7 protein-coding genes are annotated in these 15,682 nt (G+C 40.5%); 1 reads left to right on the top strand and 6 read right to left on the bottom strand.

Annotated features, from left to right (window positions below; translation table 11 throughout):
* Nucleotides 1-302: 302 nt before the first annotated feature.
* The 6 genes from ACUN24_RS10425 to ACUN24_RS10400 are packed head-to-tail and all read right to left on the bottom strand — an operon-like array spanning nt 303 to nt 12,973.
* Nucleotides 303-1,988, bottom strand: coding sequence for an endo-1,4-beta-xylanase (locus ACUN24_RS10425; RefSeq protein ID WP_445562440.1), 1,686 nt, complete (start codon nt 1,986-1,988; stop codon nt 303-305).
* 27 nt (nt 1,989-2,015) lie between these two features.
* Nucleotides 2,016-2,987, bottom strand: coding sequence for a DUF5627 domain-containing protein (locus tag ACUN24_RS10420; protein WP_445562439.1), 972 nt, complete (start codon nt 2,985-2,987; stop codon nt 2,016-2,018).
* A 27-nt stretch (nt 2,988-3,014) separates the two neighbouring features.
* Nucleotides 3,015-4,775 carry a RagB/SusD family nutrient uptake outer membrane protein gene (locus tag ACUN24_RS10415; protein WP_445562438.1) on the bottom strand — a complete coding sequence of 587 codons (1,761 nt, stop codon included), beginning with the start codon at nt 4,773-4,775 and terminating at the stop codon, nt 3,015-3,017.
* Between the two features lie 21 nt (nt 4,776-4,796).
* Nucleotides 4,797-7,838 (bottom strand): SusC/RagA family TonB-linked outer membrane protein, encoded by a 3,042-nt coding sequence (locus ACUN24_RS10410; RefSeq protein WP_445562437.1) that lies wholly within the window; start codon nt 7,836-7,838, stop codon nt 4,797-4,799.
* A 34-nt stretch (nt 7,839-7,872) separates the two neighbouring features.
* Complete coding sequence (locus ACUN24_RS10405; protein ID WP_445562436.1) at nt 7,873-9,789, bottom strand: RagB/SusD family nutrient uptake outer membrane protein; 1,917 nt, start codon at nt 9,787-9,789, stop codon at nt 7,873-7,875.
* Nucleotides 9,790-9,799: 10 nt separating this feature from the next.
* Nucleotides 9,800-12,973, bottom strand: a complete 3,174-nt coding sequence (locus ACUN24_RS10400; protein WP_445562435.1) for a SusC/RagA family TonB-linked outer membrane protein — start codon at nt 12,971-12,973, stop codon at nt 9,800-9,802.
* A gap of 821 nt (nt 12,974-13,794) precedes the next feature.
* Here ACUN24_RS10400 and ACUN24_RS10395 point away from each other — a divergent pair.
* Nucleotides 13,795-14,997 carry a GTP-binding protein gene (locus ACUN24_RS10395; RefSeq protein WP_445562434.1) on the top strand — a complete coding sequence of 401 codons (1,203 nt, stop codon included), beginning with the start codon at nt 13,795-13,797 and terminating at the stop codon, nt 14,995-14,997.
* Nucleotides 14,998-15,682: the final 685 nt, after the last annotated feature.

The raw sequence follows: 15,682 nt of genomic DNA, 5'->3' as shown, positions 1-15,682 counted from the left end.
TGTTTACACCCCTCCGTTTGGTTTTACTACAGCAATACATCATTAAAGCATTAATATTTGGTTACCTTATTTTAGAAGTGATACTCACGTAAAGCAATACCTGAATAATTTCCAACCGAATATATCACTTAGTTTTTAAAAAAACAATCGATTGCATTACTATGTTGTTTTTTTTAATCAGGAGTATTAAAAGGTATGGAAAAATGAGGTGATAATTTATGGTAAAGGATTGATGACCTAATTTCAATAAAAAAGCCAGAAACAACGTTAACCGAAGTTTCTGGCTTTAAGAGCGTAATTTTTTATTTATTCTTCAGGCCTTCGGCTGTGCCGGCATAGGCCGGTTTTCGTACAAAACCTTCTGTCCACAAGCCAATTGGTTCCCCTGCTCTCCAACTTGAGCTGGCTGGACTATCCTGAGGCGACCAGATGGTAATTCCATATCGCTGAGCGGCCGGAATAAGCTCAAAATATTTCTTGATTACATATTTATACATCTCTGATTGAGCGGCATATTGCTCGGCCGTTGCCTGTGCCGTTTTTACATTTCCCGTAAAACCCATATCCAATTCTGATATTTTGATCAGTTTGCCAGTTGCGGCCAATAATTTGAACATTTCTTCAATCTTAGCTTTATCAGAAGTAGCTACAATGTGCATTTGCGTACCAATACCATCAATTTTTGCACCTTTGCCTTCTAAATATTTTATGTAATCAAGTAATCCTTTACATTTTTCGATGCTGTATTCGAGATTATAATCATTTATAAAATGGATATCATTTGCGTTACCATACTGCCTGGCCAATTGAAATGCCTTTAGCGCATAATCCTTACCCAGGTAATCTTGCCAAAAGAATTCATCAGCCGCAATGGAAGTTCTACCCGCAGCAGTTTTAAGCTCAGTTGGCTTTGTATCATCCATCGGCTCATTTACCACATCCCAGGCTTTAACATAATCTTTTGAAGTGGTAACTATACCTTTAATCCAGGTCTCTAATGCAGTGGTTAAAATGGCCTTTTTCTGCTCGGCAGTTTTTTCTACAATTGTAGTGCCGCCAAGGGCATTGTATTTTTTAAGCGTGATATTATCAAAATAAAAATTTGTTGCGGTTTTACCCAGATTAAAAGCCAAAGCACCACTTGCTGCAATGTCTGTGGTAACGGTAATTTCTTTGGTATAGGTTGTCCAGGTTGGTGTTGAAGAAATTGCGCCAAAAAAATCATAGAATTTGTAGGCACCGGGTGTAGTATGAGCCTGTGTAGGGTAAGATGCCGCTACATCAGAGCGTACATTCATTTTCAGCTCATATTTCTCTCCTACTGCTACCGCCGGAAACTTAAGAAATAATTGTGCTTCATAATCGTTGGCCCGCACTGCCGAGTTACTAATTTTCAAAGCACGTCCTGTACCGTTAAAGCCTTCACCAGCTGCGGTAAAAGAGGCAACAGCATTGGTATTGGATTGATAAACTGAGGCGTTGTCAGTTTCAAAATCGGCTCCAATTACCAGGTCCCAGGTAGGACCACTACTTGAAGCAGTTACCACCGGGGCAATCAATCCTTTTAGGTAAGTAGCATTTTGATTAGCATGCCAGGCCAGCGTATGTCCGAATACGGTAATACCTGCTTTAGATGCTGTCTCCAGTAAGTTTTTCACATTGGTTAAGGCCAGGCTTCCGTCGGCCTGTACAACGGCACCATGTTTCATTTCATAACCCAGTGTAATTTCATCAAAATTACTATTGGTCAATCTATAGATTACGCCTTTGGAGAGGTAGGATTGCAGGCTTGTTCCCGCGCCTAATTTAAATTTAGGATTTGCCGCTCTATCAATATAGGTTTTTAATGGCTGATAGGCATCGATCGTCTCCTGGGTCCCGAAGCTTGTCGGTTTAGCCACCTGGAAATCGAGTGCTTCATATTTATGGCAGGAAGCAAGCAACATTACCCCCGCCAGGCCAAATGCTATTTTGTATAATCGTTTCATTTTCTCAATTTTTTGATTAAATATTAATTATTTGACTGGCGTAAATGTTTCGGCTTTCACACCACGATCGCGCATGACCAAGGTATCTAAGCTATTCACCGTTCTATCATTTAGATCGATCTGATAGTTTAGATAAAGTGCATCACGATCCTGGTTGCCCCAGCTGTTTTTCTCTCCGCGTTTAACAAATTTCCCGCTGCCACTTGCTGTAAAACTAGCGTCGCCAGCTGAAATTGCACAATTGCCCGCATTATCGAAAGTAAGCAGTAAGGTCCGGCTGATGCTGGCTCCTCCAGCTACTTTAAAAGTAACAGGAAACTCTGCCTGAGTTAATGAACGTGTGTTTAATTTGTTGATTTCATCACTCTCCACATACTTCATGTGGCGAACTACGGATTGATTAAGTGAGGTATTACCGTTTTTTCCGGTAATCGCATCCTTTCCTCTCCGAAGATAGAAACCTTGCCATGTATTGATATACTTTACGGCATACAAGGTATATTTTTTCTCCGGCAGGATTGTTTTGTTCTGATCCGCACTGGTCATTGTTAAAGGGATTACGTAAGTGGTATTAACAGCCAATGGGTCTGCGAAAAAAGCATCGGTTAGCTGCACGTCTACTCCTCCGACCAAACTTCCTTTTGGGATGACAATTTTGTTAGCTGCAAGTGTATAATAGTTTGCAGGCATTGGCCTTACAGTGCCGCTGTAGGGCGATGGAAAAGATAATCCCTGAGTTAGCGCGTTATCCACACTAATTCCAATGGTAATATCTTCTTTATTTGAATATACTCCACCAACTGTACCCATAATCTGAAATCTATGTTGGTTATCAAGTGAAGTATCAAAAATATCTTCGCCCATGGTAATAGTCCGAATTGGCCCCTGGTAGGCAAAATATACGGATTGTACGTCGTTATCTGGAAATGCCCATTCTTCGTTTTTGCAAGCGCTAAATGCTAAGACAAGCGCAAGTAAAATATATATTTTATTTTTCATGATGTTATTTTTTATAGCGATTGAATATTACCATCCCGTGTTTTGTTGCAAAGCATTATACTTTAGCGTTTCACTGTAAGGAATTGGTCCAAATCTCATATACTCCTGATAGTTTCTTGTCTCGACATTAATTTCCTGATAGCTACCTTGCGAGATACTAACCCCTTTAACCGGTTCGGTTAATGTTGCATTCCATCTGCGAAGATCCCAGAAACGAAACCCTTCAAAAGCCAATTCTAACCTACGTTCATTCCTAATCAATGTTCGCATGGCATCTTTGTCTGCTTTAATCGATTCCAGGTACGCATCGCCATTTGCAGTTCCTACGCCAGCCCTGGCACGAATAGCCTTAATAACATCGTATGCAGAATATGGATTGCCTCCATTTGCCGTTGGTCCCCATGCCTCATTTGCTGCCTCCGCGTAGATCAGGAATATTTCGGTATAACGGATATGTGGCCTGTAGTGCTTCTGGTTATTTACGGTTGGTGTACGGCTGACATCCTGCCTCAACAGTTTTTTCATGTAATAACCAGTCCGTGTAGAAACTTCTTTTCTATTCAGTCCATCATCATTGGTTGCCACATCGATTGTGGTATTAATTACCTTATTTGTCGGCCCGATTGTATTTCCGTTGTAAACAATAAACTTTGCTAAACGCGGGTCTCTACCCGTGAATGGAGCGGCAGGGTTATATCCGCTCTGTGGCGTATTGGCAATCGGATAACCGTTTTGCATCGGGAAGGCATTAACCAGATTTTGAGTTGGGTTTATGCGCCCCTGCCCTGATAAGGTTGGGGGATAATTGGCAGCCTCTAAATCACTATTCGATCCAACATTTGTACGCCAAAGCACTTCCCGTGGACTAGCCCCCGAAGCCAATGCATCAATTTCTGCTTTGTTATCATACCAGGTAACACCATTAGGATCTAAATTGGCTAACCAGTTATTCAGTGTAAGTACCTGTGCAGCGTAGGTGGCGGCATCGGCCCATGTGGTAGAATTACCTGTGCTGAAAGCCGGACTAGCACCCATTAGTGCTACCCGGGCACGAATGGCTTTAGAAATACGACCTGTCATGCGCTGGTTAAAAAACTTACCAAAAACACGGTTATAGGTCTCTACATTAACTCCTGCATATTTTGTCGGGATCTGACTCGTACTATTGATGTCAGCATAATCTAAGGGAAGTAATTGTTCTGCCTTGTCCAAATCGCCATAAATCTGTTTCATACAGGCATCAAATGTGGCCCTCGGTTTGTTAAAATCAGAAGCCGGAGTTTCAGGCTCGAGTACAATAGGGAAACCATATAAATTTCCGCCTACTTTTCCGGCGTGTGCCTGTAGCATATACGACATCAGGTAAGCTCTCAAGGCGTAGGCTTCGCCTTTTAGCCTGTCGTTAAACATCCTACTCAACACAGGGTCTTTAGAATCCCAAAGTACCTTATCTGCTTCTGCCAAAAACAAGTTGATGTACTGAATACCTGCTCTTGCATTGGTCCATTGATCTAATGGATTAACTGCAGCCGACCATTGTCCGGTGGCAATTTTTCTAAAATTATTATTGATATCATTACTTACCGCATCATCGGTAGCTACATCGTTAAAAGACCAGCCATTTGATGGAAGCCTTGTGTAACCATTTAGCAAGAGCCCATGGGCAAGTGCGGGTTCTGTATAGATGTTCTCAAAATCTCCGTTATTTTGTGGAGCGGGGTCGGTAAACTTTTTACAGCCCGAGAGCATCACAACGACAACTACAAATCGTATTAATATTCTGTTCATCTTTTCTAATCTAATATTCAATTAAAACATTGCCTTTACGCCCAGGTTATATAACCTTGTTTGCGGGGTACCTCCTAAATTCAGCTCTAGTATTTCTCTTTCTTTCGCTATTGTTAAAAGATTAAATCCCGCCACATACAGCCCCAGTTCTTTCAACACTTTACTTTTGAACAATTTATCGGAAACTGTATAGGAGATTTGAACTTTAGATAAATCAAACCGATCTGTGCTATACAACCAGAAATCAGACGCTCTGAAATTATTATCGCCGTTTAAAGTGGTAAGTCGCGGAAAAGTTGCCGTATTTTTTGTTTGAGGCGTCCATCTGTCACGCACCGCTGCCGAATACTTATCGCTTCCGTTAACCCAAAAATAGTTATCGGTTTTCATGGCACTTCCACCAAAACGGCCTGTACCCAAAACAAATAGGGTAAGATTTTTCCATTTAGCAGTTAAATTCAATCCTGCTGTAAAGGGAGCCCCAAACCATCCACCACGACCAAGATATACCTGATCCTTATCATCGATAATTTTGTCGCCGTTCTGATCAATATATTTGATATCACCAGGAGCCAGAGCCGATCCAAATGCTGGTTTTGCATTACTAACTCCATCGGCCGCTGCCACTTCACTGGCATCCATATAAAAACCATTGCTTTTTAATCCCCAGATGGCATCAAGCGGTTTACCGGCACGGTATTGATAGCTATTTTCGTAAGTTAACATATCGGCACGTTTAGTTGCTTTGGTCGTATAATATGTTCCGGAAATGCCTAATGTCCAATCGACAGCTCCAATATGTTTGTTGAAATTTAAGTAGAAATCTAAACCGGTGCGTTGATCGCTATTATAATTAGTGTAAGGAACAAAAGAAGAACTCGGAAATCCGGTAGTGAAATAGTTTGGATAAAGCACATTAATCTGACCAATAATTCCGGTGATTTTATTCCTGAAAACATTGGCTCCGAAACTAAGCTGGTTTTTGAACATTCCACCTTTTATCCCGATGCTGATTTCTTTCCTTTTAGCGAAAGTTAAATCCATGTTAGCTCCACGGCGCGAATCGGTAGACCGTGTGCCTGTACCATCGTTCCATCCATACCAATTATCACCAGTAGCTGTATAAATACTTTCATAGGCAAAATACTCGTCAAAATCGAGATCGGTATTTAAAACACCTGCTGATGCGGTTAGTGTTAAGTCGTTAATGAATGAAACTTTTTTCAAAAACGGCTCTTCGCTAAGATGCCATCCAATAGAAGCTGCAGGAGAAAGTGCAGTCCGGTTTCCTGGTGGCATTTTTGGTGAGCGTACGACAGCTCCGGTAATTTCGGCAAAATATTTACGGCTGAAATCATAATTTAACTGCAATCCTAAATTAGAATTTGTTGTTGGCTGGTAGATTTCAGATTGTGACTGACGATATGCTGCAGCCAGCAATACCGCAGAGATATGATGGTTATTACGGAACGTAGTATTGTAGTTAAATTGACCAGATAACGAAATGGTTTGTCTATAATAACTATCTGCGATGTTCTGAACTCCGGTTTTAGTATCTTCCCCCCAGCGCGTTAAACTTCCGATTAGCGTTGTACCAGAGTAGGTTGTCCAATTGGGTTGGTAAGTTGCATATCCGTTTCGATAACCCTGATTGTAGCTGTTCAGGTAATCAACGCCCATAGTGGTACTAAAGGTAAGTCCATTCAAAATTCCTTTCAAATCAGCATCAATGCCTGTGGTAAACTGAAATTGGCGTTGTACAAATTTATTGTTACCACCTGCATAAATGGCCGCAAATGGATTGGTTTGATCTAATTGCGTACCACCAAGGATGTATTGTCCATCAATAATTGTAGCGTTTTTAATCATCGCTTTACTCACCTCGTCGCTCTGTTCCAATAAATTAATTGGGATTAAGGGTGTAAATAAATAGGGGCGCAGGGTTGCAGCACTACTCCAGTAGTTGGTATTTACGCCGCCACTGCTAGAAAACACAGCACTTGCATCTACCCGGGCTTTTATTGCCCTGGTGAGCTGCATATCAACATTTCCACGGATGTTAAAGCGGTCTGACGTATTATTTTCTTTTGCTTCACCGAAATTAAGCAGTGAACCTGTAGATGCGAACCCAACATTGGTGTAATAACGGGCACGTTCATTTCCTCCTGAAATTTCTGCCACGCCATCATAACGTGAAAAACTATTTTTGAGGTATTCTGAAGAGTAATAGTCTACACTTGGATAACGATAAGGGTTAACACCAGAGTGATTATAAATAGTTTCCGGAGTATAAGCTGCCGCCAAACCATCATTAGATAAAGCCTCATTATACAAGGTCATGTACTCTGAAGAGCCCAGGTATTGAGCATATCTTTTTGGCGTATTTAACCCAATATTGGAACGAACGTTTATTTTTTGCTTAGTTGGCGCCCCCCTTTTTGTGGTGATCAAGATTACTCCTTTTGCACCACGGCTACCATATAGGGCAACGGCCGAAGCGCTCTTAAGAAAAGTGATCTCCTCAATTTCATTTGGTGTAATACTGTTCACATCCCTCGGAACTCCATCAATCAATATAAACGAGGTGTTCATACCCCAGAGGTTGTTGCCATTAAAGCCCGGAGCAAAAGCCTCCATCCCGTCCAATCCATAAGTGGTAAAGTTTTTCTCAAAGAGCTGTGCCAGGTTAACACTTGAAACACCGGCAGGAAGATTACTTTCCTCGACGTTTTTAAAACCCACATTTATCAGCCTATCCTCTTTAGTTAAAGTTACTTGCTTCAGGTTGGCTAATGCGGTTACCAGTGAGGTTTTATAGCCTTTAGCACTTACTGAAAATGTACTGTTCTCATTTACGGATAAAGAGAATTCACCTTCCTGATTTGCTATAGTGAGCACATCGCTTCCTTCAATAGTTATGGATGCCCCTTTTACCGGATTTCCATTAATATCGCGAACAACAGCTTTTATAGGTATCTTAACGGCGTCCTGACCTTTGATTACACCAACAAACAGTGTAAAAAAGACACACAGCGCCAATGCATTTCTTAAAAATTTCATCATTCTTGTCTTTAATTATTTGTGATCATGAACTACCTTACCATCCGGGATTTTGCGCAAACTCCTTATACATATTTACATCTGCACGCTTAAGTGGCAGCCAATAATGCTTCTCACTAAATGGGCGTTGTAATATTAACCGTTCGCGATAGTTTACAACCTTGTTCAATTTGGTATCGGTTGTAGTGTTTAAAGGGGCAGCACGATCAAATTCTGCAGCTGTTTTTAGGGTGTAAGGCAATTCGGCGAGCAAATGCCAGCGGCGAAGATCATTAAACCGATGTCCTTCAAAGGCAAGTTCAACAGCGCGTTCTCGCCTTACTTCTTTCATAAACTCTGTTGTAGATACTAAAAACTGTGCGGCAACACGTCCAACACCAGCTCGATCTCTGATCACGTTGATTGCATCTACGGCAGTTTTGCTAAATCCCTCTGCAGTTGCACTTGGTGAGTCGTACCCTGTTGCAACCGATTCTGCGTACATCAGGTAGATATCGGCCAAACGCATATATGAAACCTTAATATTCAGATTCAGGCCATAATTCCAGCCCTGATCAAAGTTATTGGCAGTTCTGGGCACAAATTTGAACATCATATATCCTGTACGGCTACCAGAACGTTCATCTCTATAACTGCCGTTTGTGAAGAGGTTTGCATATCGATGTGGCTCCATGTTCGCTGCTAAAGTTCCCTGTACCACTTTAACTCCATCATATATAATATCATTATAGAACCTTGGATCGCGATCGCGCCAAGGAAATTGCGGATCATATCCTGAGCCACTAGGATCAGCTTGGGCAGAATTCGAAATGGGCAAACCATTTTTCATCCCATAATAATTAACATAATTTGCCGTAGGCGCAAATACCAGTGCATCGGCACCTACAATTGCCGGTGTGTATTGTTTTGCAGTGCCATAGGTTGAACCATGTGCTCCCCAGTATGGCCCTGTAAATATCATTTCAGTACCTCCCGGGATTAAGAAATTTTGACCGGTGGTGTAAAAATTGTTACTATATTGCGCAAAAGGCAATAACTTATGAGGAGCCGCTCCGCTTTCTGTCAGTTTCAATAATTCTGCAAATGCAGCAGCCGCTTTTTTACTCAGTTCTACATTGTAGGTTTTGCTACCGGTAGATTCTAAGTTCATTAATGGACTAGCAGCCCACAGATAGTTTTTACCTAAATAGCCTAATGCCATGATTTTATTGATGCGCAACTGGTTTTTACCCAGGGTTTGGATCCCGGCAGTTGTATTATCCCAATTGATTGGCAAAAGATCGGCAGCGGCCCTTAAATCCAATGCTGCCTTTGCTGCACATTCTTGGTACTTTAGCCTTGGCAATCTTAGTTCTTCATCTGCTGGCAATACTTTATCAATGTATGGCAGCCCTCCAAAATATTGCATGAGCTGGAAATGGAACCAACCTCTAAAGAACAATAGTTGACCTCTGATCAGGTTGCGTTCTTCTTCAGTTGCGTTTACCATCAGGTTTAGGTTCTCTAGGCCTAAATTCGCTTTACGAATTCCATACCAGGCTAAAGGCCAAAGGCCTTTTCTCATCCGATCGTTACCTGTGTTTGCAGGACGAGTGTCATCCCCAATGTTTGTAGGACGATAATCCATAAATCCCGCGTTCCAGCCGTCAAACTCAGATTGCCAGCCCCAAAAATCGCCGTTATCTATTTTGTTAACCAAATGGAAATTTTGAACTGTAGACTGGATTTCGTCTTCTCCCCAGTTGAAACTGTTGGTCCAATACCGGTTGGTAAAATCCGGAATACAGCTATAGAGCTCTTCGGTAAAACCCTGAAAACTACGAAAGTCTTTAAAGGCCGATTCTGCCGTCACAGTTGCTTCAGGATCTCTGTCTAAATATTTTTTACAAGATACCATTCCGGTTCCCGCCCAAATCATTCCTATTAACAATAGGTGTTTTATATATTTTTTCATAATGATCATGTTAGAAGATGAAATTAGCGCCCAGATTATACCGCTTTACAGTTGGATAAGCACCCTGCGAAGCCCATCCTTGTCCGCCAGCACTTTGATAGTTCGCTTCACGGTCATCCGGCATCTTAGTCCAGACGTATAAATTGTTCCCGTTTAAGAATATACGTATGCTTGAGATTCCTGCTTTTTTAACCCAGTCTTGCCTAAAAGTGTAAGCAATCTCAGCATTTTTTAAACGCAGATATGAAGCATCATAGAAGTACCTATCTGCCGTGTAAAAACCCGCTGGCGTTGTTTCCCAACGTGGCATCGGACCATCAGGATTTGTATTGTCTTTTGACCAATAACTTCCTTCATCATAGGCAACTGTATTCTTTCCTGAAAATGTTCCGAATACAACCTGGCGGGTAACATTATTTACACCATAAAATTGAGCAAAGGCACTGAAACCTTTCCATTCAAAACCTATAGTTGCATTGTAGGTGTTTTCAGGAGCGCCAGAATAACCATAAGGAATGTTATCATTTGCATCAATTACCCCATCAGCATTGTAATCTACCAGGTGATAGTTTCCAGGGATTTTCAATTGGTCGTTGGCATTGTGCATAGTACTTCCATAAAGCTGATCCCAGGTATTGTAATAACCAGCGCTCACATAAGAATAAGCCTGTCCAATCTGTTTTTCAAGAGGCTTAGCATATAACGGTAACAATCCGGCAACATCAGCATAGATAACTTTGTTCCTGGCATGAGTATAATTGATGTTGCTCCATAATGTAAGGTTATTGTTGATTTTCTTATTAAAACGCAGATCTATTTCAAATCCTCTTGATTTCACTTTCCCTACGTTAAACGTAGGTGGTACGGCACCATAGTAACTTGGAACAGCACGATTGCTGGTAAGGATATCGCTCCTGTCGTCCTGGAAGAAATCTACACTTCCGGAGATCATGTTTCCAAAAAATCCAAAATCAAGCGCAATATTCTTCTTTACAACCTTTTCCCAACGTACGTTTGGATTACCTACCGAAGTTTCCCTATACCAGTTGTAAGGACTATTCTCTGCAGCTTCACCGGTAGTACCCAGTGGCGTAGTGCCTCCAAATGCCCAGTTAGTCAGGAAGGCAAACCTGGGTGAACCACCATCATCACCAATTGCTCCATACGATCCGCGTAATTTCAATGAATTGATGAACTTGATCGGTTTCATAAATTTTTCTTCAGAGATCATCCATCCAAATCCTCCGGAAGAAAAGAAATCAAAACGATAGGCAGGTGCAAATCGCTCAGAACCATTATAAGCTCCATTATATTCTACGCTATACTTACCTGCATAATTGTAGGTAGTACGGAAAACCCAGTCTTCACGGTAAGAAGGAATAATACTTCCGGTAGCGGTATTATCTCTGCTCCAAAGCCCCATAGCCGTTATATTATGATTTTGAGCGATGGTTCGGGCATAATTGATTTGCATTTGAGAAAACATCCGACGGTAAGTTGCGGCATCATTAACATCACCAGCGCGGCTTGCCCACCTTACACTTTCTCTCCATTCCAGCTCTGTTGCCGCGTCCTTAGTTTGTGAATAACTTACCACTCCTGTTTCAGGATCAATATATTTACTTAGTGTTCCATTATTACTGTCATCAATTCCGCGGCCAGCTTCAATAAATGTATTATCGATAGATAGTGTTCCTTTCAGACTCAATCCTTTAACAAGAGAATTTAAGCTTTGATCTAAGGTAAAATCTGTGGTAATACGGGAAGTTGTGGTTGTTTGCATACCACTGGTAGATAAAATTCGCACAGAGTTTAAACTTTGTTGTTCATTGGGTTTGTAGTATCCCCATGTACCATCAGAATAAATAGGAAGATAAAGATTTGGCGCTGCAGAATAAGCAGCAGTCCAGGTGTTGTAAGGGTTAACATTAATCCATGGACGCTCAGATGTACCTCGTGAACCTGAGATATTTGCTCTGAATGTCGTTGATGGTGTTATTTGAAAATCTAAGTTGCTTCTTACATTCAGTCTTTTGAAACTGTAGCCTCCGCTATAACCACGATCGTTACTAAACTTTCTAAACAAATCTCCTTCGTCAAGGTAATCAACAGAAGAAAAATACTTTACGAATGATGTTCCACCGCTTATGTTAAGATTGGCATTATAAGACATTGCATTATCTCTGAACAAGGTATTTACCCAATCTACATTGGGGTAACGCTCGGCTTCTTCAAGATTGGCTGGCGAGCGGTATTTCTGCATCACAGCTTCGGGAAGATAGGAACTCCAGGCGCTCGGAGCGAGCGCCAATTCATATTCGATTGTTCGGTTTCGTGCCTGGAACATATCATACGAATCGAGCTTACCAGGCAGTTTAGATGCAGATTTAACTACTGTATTAGCAGCTGCCCTAATTTCTGCCTTTCCCTCGCGTCCCCTTTTAGTGGTGATTAAGATTACGCCGTTTGCTCCTTTTACCCCAAATACCGCAGTGGCTGAGGCATCTTTAAGTACAGATACTGTAGCTACGGAACTGATATCTATATTATTTATCGATCGCTCAACTCCATCTACTAAAATAAGTGGACTGGCATTATTCCAGGTGCTGCGCCCCCGAATAAGAATCTGAGGATCTTCATCTCCCGGCATTCCGGTGCTGGCTGTGGTAATCACACCTGGCAAATTTCCAGTAAATGCGGCACCTAAACTAGATACACCACCTGTTCTTTCCAACACTTCACTGGTTGTCTGGGAAATTGCACCAACCACACTTTGTTTCTTCTGAACGCCGTATCCCACAATCACTACATCTCCCAATTGATCGGAGTTATATTTCATTGTTACGTTTATCGTGTTTTTGCCGGCAACACTTACCTCCTGCGTTTTCATACCTATATACGCAACGATAAGTGTCTGCTTGTCAGTCGGTACCTCTATAGCAAATTCGCCGTTCGTACCGGTTTGCACCTTAGAATTAGTGCCTTTTACAGTAATAGTAACTCCTATTAACAACTGCTTTTGTTCATCAACTACCGTCCCGGTTATCTTTCGCCTTTGTTGGGCAGCAGCTGTATGAACGAACAGAGCGGAAGTAATCAGTATTAAATACATCACAAGTAATAACTGCTTTGCTCCCTGATATCTGGAGCGCGCACTATTACCCATATTGGTTATTTTTTCCATTATTTAAAATCATTTAAAGAGAAATAGAATTGGATAATTGTATGCCAGGCCTAGTAAATCAGGGACATCAAAACAGATTTTTCAACAGTTTGAGGTAGCGAAGAGCGGATTAATCCCTCTTTGTAGTAGTAGTAGTTTTTGGTCATAAATTTTGGTTTATTTGGTTAGGATTACTATTCGATACCGTTGAACGAATTCACCTGTATCGGTTTGAGATCGATTTGGATTTAGCCAGGTGCTTTCATGAGCATTTGTTCAGTTTGGTTCATATTTATTTGGTTAGCTCCTTACAATAAAAACCAATTTTAGTTTTCCTCATTTTGAACAATCTGCCTTTGGTACCCACTGAGATTTAAGATCAGCATTAAGCACTCTTAGGTAAGTGTTAGTGTACTTACTTCAGCATCATGTTTGAAAAGAAAGATAATGGTTTTACCCTGTATTGAATATTCGAAGCTAAGACAACTACAATTTTAAGGATAGCACAATTGTTTAAATTAATACCCAGTTTGTTTAAGTAGCTTAAAAAGTGCTTTTATATATCAAAAAAACCATAAAAACCATACCAACCATCCTAAATTTATCCCATCATTCATTGACCTGTCTGCATAACGAACCTGAATTTAGGGCAAGTGCTCGCATTCATATCTGCAAATGACCGAGCGCAATACAGGTTAAAGTATTGAAGCCGAAAAACCAGCCGGGTGGAGGTTGACGCTGTAAATTCCTTTTTCCAACAAGATAAATTTAATGCAAACATAAAAGCAATTTAGTTGCATTTAAAATAATCAATTATATATTTGCAACACAATTGCATTAAAATGATAAAGAAATTACCGGTAACCGTACTAAGCGGTTTTTTAGGCAGTGGCAAGACCACCCTGCTCAACGCAATATTAAAGAATAAGCAAGATTTAAAAGTGGCGGTTATTGTAAACGACATGAGTGAGGTAAACATCGATGCTGCTACAGTCAAAAATCAGCATAGTTTATCTAAAACTGATGAAAAACTAGTTGAGATGAGCAATGGGTGCATCTGTTGTACCTTGCGTGAAGACCTGATGATTGAGGTGGAAAAACTGGCGAAAGAAAACCGATTCGACTACCTGCTGATTGAAAGCACCGGGATCTCTGAACCCATCCCTGTTGCACAAACATTTTCTTTTATAGACGAAGCCTCCGGTATTGATCTGAGCAGATTTAGCCAGTTAGATACCATGGTGACTGTTGTTGATGCTTACAATTTTTATAAAGATTTTGGCTCGGCAGACAAACTTGCCGACCGTAACATGGTTGATAACCTGGCGGATAAACGTACTATTGTAAACCTACTTACTGACCAGATCGAATTTGCCAATGTTATTTTATTGAACAAAACTGACCTGGTAAGTGATACCGACCTTAAAGTACTTAAGGCGTTAATTGCAAAACTTAACCCTACAGCTAAAATTTATCAGACACTCTTTGGAGAAATAAATCCATCCTTAATCTTAAATACCGGTTTATTCGATTTTGAATCGGCATCAGATGGCGCCGGATGGAAAAAAGAACTGGAAGAAATCCATCAGCCCGAAACTGAAGAATATGGGATAAGTTCGACCGTATTCCGCTCCAAAAAACCTTTTCACCCTGAAAGATTATGGCATTTCATCAATAAAGAATTTCCACAGAACATAATCCGTTCTAAAGGTATTTTCTATTTGGCTGCCATGCATGAACAGGCCATTAATTTCTCGCAAGCGGGTGGTTCTTTGCGCATCGATTTGGCAGGTGTTTGGTGGGCAAGTATGCAACAGCATGAACGTGAACAATACCAGGACTACCAGGAAAACAGAACAGAAATTGATACAGATTGGGATCATGATTTTGGAGACCGTAAAAATGAACTTGTGTTTATTGGCCAGGAAATGAATAGCGATGAGCTGAAAAAATCGCTAAATACCTGTTTATTAAAGGACAATGAAATTTTAGATTATATAGCAGGTAAGGATTTCAAAAACCCATTTGAACAAGTAATATCCTAAAACTAACAAACACTCCTTAAAAGAATAAAACTATATATTTAATAATACAAATTTATTTTTTATTTAGTACCTTTAATTTCCCAAACAACTATTTTTATTATGACATCGCCTAAAGAATTATCTGAGGCTCCAAACTGCCCACCCTGTAAAAAATGCAAGAATCCTGAGACCTACAGAATACCCAGAAGTTTTATATTCAAAACACTGACGCCATGGTTACCGGTCAAGCGTTATAAATGCTTTAAATGTTTTAATAAATTTCACATACTTAGTTAGTATCTAATTAACCTCTCACATAAGAGATTGTTATCATAAATAGAATTGACGCGCTGAGGTCAACTTGTATTCAGCTCGAAGTAACATGGTTTTAAAAATAGCAGAATTGCAAGAATCATGATGAACATCATCCTACTTAAATCGATACCCATCAATTTTATTAAATCGATAAATAAGCTAAATCATATAAACAGTTTTGAGATAGAGAAGAATAATCGGGAACCAAAGCCCACCTTTCATGACCGACCGACTAATCGAAAGCCTCAAAGTCAAAGAAAAATTTTTAAAAGCTAGCTAGCTTTATTTTATCAAAAGAGTACAATTGTTCATCCTACCCCTGTTGTTTATTTTAACTTCTTTTGTGTTTTAAATTCAAGCCCAATGAATAAATATTTTACTTTTATTTTCA

The sequence above is a fragment of the Pedobacter sp. WC2501 genome (assembly GCF_052682415.1).
Note: the sequence above shows the minus strand (reverse complement) of the source record. Positions and strands in the feature narration are given on the sequence as shown.

What these genes read in the sequence shown, in the direction of transcription:
- ACUN24_RS10425 (WP_445562440.1), bottom strand. Translation starts at nt 1,988, where the DNA reads ATGAAACGATTATACAAAATAGCATTTGGCCTGGCGGGGGTAATGTTG.
- ACUN24_RS10420 (WP_445562439.1), bottom strand. Translation starts at nt 2,987, where the DNA reads ATGAAAAATAAAATATATATTTTACTTGCGCTTGTCTTAGCATTTAGC.
- ACUN24_RS10415 (WP_445562438.1), bottom strand. Translation starts at nt 4,775, where the DNA reads ATGAACAGAATATTAATACGATTTGTAGTTGTCGTTGTGATGCTCTCG.
- ACUN24_RS10410 (WP_445562437.1), bottom strand. Translation starts at nt 7,838, where the DNA reads ATGATGAAATTTTTAAGAAATGCATTGGCGCTGTGTGTCTTTTTTACA.
- ACUN24_RS10405 (WP_445562436.1), bottom strand. Translation starts at nt 9,789, where the DNA reads ATGAAAAAATATATAAAACACCTATTGTTAATAGGAATGATTTGGGCG.
- ACUN24_RS10400 (WP_445562435.1), bottom strand. Translation starts at nt 12,973, where the DNA reads ATGGAAAAAATAACCAATATGGGTAATAGTGCGCGCTCCAGATATCAG.
- ACUN24_RS10395 (WP_445562434.1), top strand. Translation starts at nt 13,795, where the DNA reads ATGATAAAGAAATTACCGGTAACCGTACTAAGCGGTTTTTTAGGCAGT.